Genomic DNA, 3,427 nt, shown 5'->3' with positions numbered 1-3,427 from the left:
TACCGCCTGAGCTATATCAGCAAGTAACATGTTGTGGAGCGGGCAGCGGGAATCGAACCCGCATCATCAGCTTGGAAGGCTGAGGTAATAGCCATTATACGATGCCCGCGGCCTACTCGTAGCTATTTAACTGACTGAATGGTGGAGGGGGAAGGATTCGAACCTTCGAAGGCAGTGCCGGCAGATTTACAGTCTGATCCCTTTGGCCACTCGGGAACCCCTCCACTAATGGTGCCGCTTATCCGAGTCGAACGGATGACCTACTGATTACAAGTCAGTTGCTCTACCAACTGAGCTAAAGCGGCACTACGTCAGTGGGTGCGAATTCTAGTAGAATGCCGGAAGCTGCGCAACAGAAAAAACCAAAAAAGCTTGTTTTTCTTGTCTAACCGCTCAATTCCTGTGCAAATTGGCTACTATTGCCTGATATATTGAGCTAGACCATGAAATATCAATAAAGGCTCTGTGATCACATTTAAATCTGCTAACTGTGCATTTAAATAAAAAGTGTCACCTCCGGTTAAAATTAGCCGTTCAGCTTTGTTTAATAACCAGCCTTGCCTAATTGCACCAGTAACTGCAGCTAAACAGCCATTTTGTAAACACTCGATAGTATCTTTGCCTGGCTCAACCCGGCCATTAAGCGTTTCTTTATTAAATACCTTTGCCGTTTGCTGCACCACACTTTGCTGTTGCAACTGCAAACCAGGCATTATCCAGCCTCCCTGATGAGCTCCGCTTTCGTCAAGCCAATCAACAGTCAGGGCGGTACCGGCGTCAACGATCATAACGGACTGTTTCCCCAGTAGCTGCCTTGCACCTATCAACGCCAGCCAACGGTCAACACCAAGCAAATGTGGCTGAGCATAACAATTGGTTACACCATACGCATGCACTTCAGATTGTACCTGGTGCCATGGCAAATGATCTAGGGCAAGTGCAACCTTCAGGCTACTTAGGCGAGTGTCATTGGCTACGCAAGCAAAATAAACAGAGTAAATCGGCAAGTGCTTTACGCTTTCCGCGCTAATCTCTGTCAATGCAGTTATCTTGTCACCATAAAACAAGGCTGCCTTTTCCCGGGTATTACCAATATCCAGCAATAAATACATTTAGCCCCCAGCACGCAAACTTAATTCACCACCATAAAAGGTCTTAGTATCGTCCACGGTTTCAATAATAACTCCGCCCTGGTTATCTACCCCGCGGCAAATCCCGGTTATGGGTTCTTTGGCCAGCAATACTACCTTGCGATTTGCGTATAAATCATGCTGATTAAATTCAGCAGTAAACGCGCTAAAACCTGTTTCGCTAAATTGCGTCAATAGTATTGTAACCTGGCGTTGTAACTCGACTACCAGGTTGTTGCGGTCTATCTGCAGACCTGATGCGGTTCTGATGTCAGTATATGGCTGATCAATATATTGGTTGCTGTATTCTGGCATGCCAACGTTCAAGCCAATGCCAATAACCACGTCACAACCTGCATCTGCCTGGCCTGATAACTCAACCAGGATCCCAGCTAACTTCTGCTCATTTAAATAAATATCGTTTGGCCATTTTACCTTCGCTTGTAGGTTATATTGCTGCTGCAACACTCGGCAAACTGCCAAACCGATGACCAGACTTAAGCCCATTGCAGCAGGTACCCCCTGTTCTAGCCGCCAATAACAGGAGAAATATAAATTCGAACCAAAAGGAGAGTACCATGGCCGGCCACGCCTACCACGGCCTGCAGACTGCGCTTCTGCAACAATAACACTACCTGGCGCCATCACCTGCCCTGCTTGCAATCTGTTCAATAGCTGGCAATTGGTTGAGTCAGTAATATGTTGTACCAGAATTTGTGCACTACCAACTGGTTGGATGTTCTTTATCCTATTGGCATCAAGAAGCTGAATAGGGTGGGCCAGCTTGTAACCCCTACCTTTAACACTGAATACTTCAAGTCCATGCTGTTTAAGTTCATTCAGATAATTGGCTACAGCGGTGCGACTAACCCCAAGTTGTTCTGCCAGCCATTGGCCCGAATAAAACCCGCCGTCGGCCAGATAATGCAGTAACTGGCGCTGACATAATAAACTGGTTTTAGACATACTGTTGGCCATTGCCTTTCAGCAGTCTGACTTCTGGCTCAAGTGTTATCTGATAAGCTGTCCAAACTTTGGTCTGGATCTGAGTAATCAGTTGTAAGAGATCAGCAGCACAGCCTTCGCCATAGTTGACCAATACTAATGGTTGCTTTGGGTAACAACCGATATCATTAATTTGGTAGCCCTTAAAGCCTTGCTGATCGATAAGCCAGGCGGCAGGAACTTTTACCTGATGATCATCCTGGCGATATCCTGGCATTGCAGGGTAGCTTAGTTGCAAAAGCTCAAAATCAGCGCTACTGAGTACCGGATTTTTAAAAAAGCTGCCGCAATTCGCTAACTGCCGGTAGTCTGGTAGTTTACTATTTCGGGTAGCGATTACCTGTTGATATATGTCAGAAACTGAGCTGGTTACTGGCAAAGTATCCAAACCTTGATAACTAAGCACAGGTTTAGCCACTTTTGATAACTTTATCCCTACTGCAACAATAATACCCTTACCGGCGAATTCGTGCTTAAACACACTGTCACGATAACCAAATTTGCAATCGGCTACAGTCAGTCGCTGCAAACTTCTTGTTGACCAATCGTAGTAATCTACATAAGCACATACATCGGCAAACTCCACCCCATAGGCGCCAATGTTCTGCACCGGCGCTGCGCCGACAGAGCCCGGAATTAATGCCAGGTTTTCAATGCCCCATAACTCCCGGTTGACAACTGTAGTAACTAATTTATGCCAATTATGACCTGCCTCAATATGGAATAAACAGTTATCCTCAGTAGTCCAATGTTCAGTTATGTTACTGCCGGTATAGCGTACTAGCGGCCGAGATTGCGCTTCAAGGAATATAGTATTACTGCCCTCCCCTAAGACCTGTGGAACATTAGATGTATTAAGCTTTGCTAAATCGTCAATACAGCTAACTTCAATCACGGTAGCTAAACGGTTTTTCAGACGAAATGTAGAATAATGTTCTGCAGGCTGATCGTAGAGGATATGCATAGTATGACCACTAGAATAAGAGTGAATATTGTAAAGCTGATAATTACTCAACGCAATGCAAACTGTTGGCTTGGCGAAAGACCGGCATCACTGTACTACTCTACGAGTAGTTCACCGCCACTAAATCACAGGCAATAAAAAAGCCCCTGCTCTTTCGAGAGGGGCTGTTCTATTAATTGGGAGCCTGCGGGGCTGGCCTACCAGCGGTGTACTACTTTGCTCGGCGCTTCCTGTGCCTCGTCCCTGCGGGACCAGCTGAAGCTGTCCAAAAACGTTCACGACGTTTTGGTCGCATCGGGTCTCCCTGCTATGGCGACAAAACTGCCGG

Annotated in this window: 3 protein-coding genes and 3 tRNA genes; all 6 read right to left on the bottom strand. The window is 46.2% G+C overall.

The window, feature by feature from the left end; translation table 11 throughout:
• Window positions 1-34 precede the first annotated feature (34 nt).
• A tRNA-Gly gene (locus tag ABY802_RS16310) sits at window positions 35-109 on the bottom strand.
• A gap of 30 nt (window positions 110-139) precedes the next feature.
• A tRNA-Tyr gene (locus tag ABY802_RS16305) sits at window positions 140-224 on the bottom strand.
• Window positions 225-229: 5 nt separating this feature from the next.
• Window positions 230-305, bottom strand: a tRNA-Thr gene (locus ABY802_RS16300).
• 111 nt (window positions 306-416) lie between these two features.
• Window positions 417-1,112 (bottom strand): type III pantothenate kinase, encoded by a 696-nt coding sequence (locus tag ABY802_RS16295; RefSeq protein WP_372628175.1) that lies wholly within the window; start codon window positions 1,110-1,112, stop codon window positions 417-419.
• Window positions 1,113-2,096: a bifunctional biotin--[acetyl-CoA-carboxylase] ligase/biotin operon repressor BirA gene (birA, locus tag ABY802_RS16290; RefSeq protein ID WP_372628174.1), complete on the bottom strand. Its 984-nt coding sequence runs from the start codon at window positions 2,094-2,096 to the stop codon at window positions 1,113-1,115.
• On the bottom strand, window positions 2,089-3,099 hold the full coding sequence (gene murB / locus ABY802_RS16285) for a UDP-N-acetylmuramate dehydrogenase (protein WP_372628173.1): 1,011 nt from the start codon (window positions 3,097-3,099) through the stop codon (window positions 2,089-2,091). Before murB ends, birA begins: the two co-directional genes overlap by 8 nt.
• Window positions 3,100-3,427: the final 328 nt, after the last annotated feature.

Source organism: Arsukibacterium sp., assembly GCF_041616895.1.
Lineage (GTDB): Bacteria > Pseudomonadota > Gammaproteobacteria > Enterobacterales > Alteromonadaceae > Alishewanella.
The sequence above is the reverse complement of the archived record's forward strand: the minus strand, read 5'-3'. Positions and strand labels throughout refer to the sequence as shown.

Coding starts and splice junctions, on each gene's coding strand:
- birA (WP_372628174.1), bottom strand. CDS start 2,096: ATGTCTAAAACCAGTTTATTATGTCAGCGCCAGTTACTGCATTATCTG.
- ABY802_RS16295 (WP_372628175.1), bottom strand. CDS start 1,112: ATGTATTTATTGCTGGATATTGGTAATACCCGGGAAAAGGCAGCCTTG.
- murB (WP_372628173.1), bottom strand. CDS start 3,099: ATGCATATCCTCTACGATCAGCCTGCAGAACATTATTCTACATTTCGT.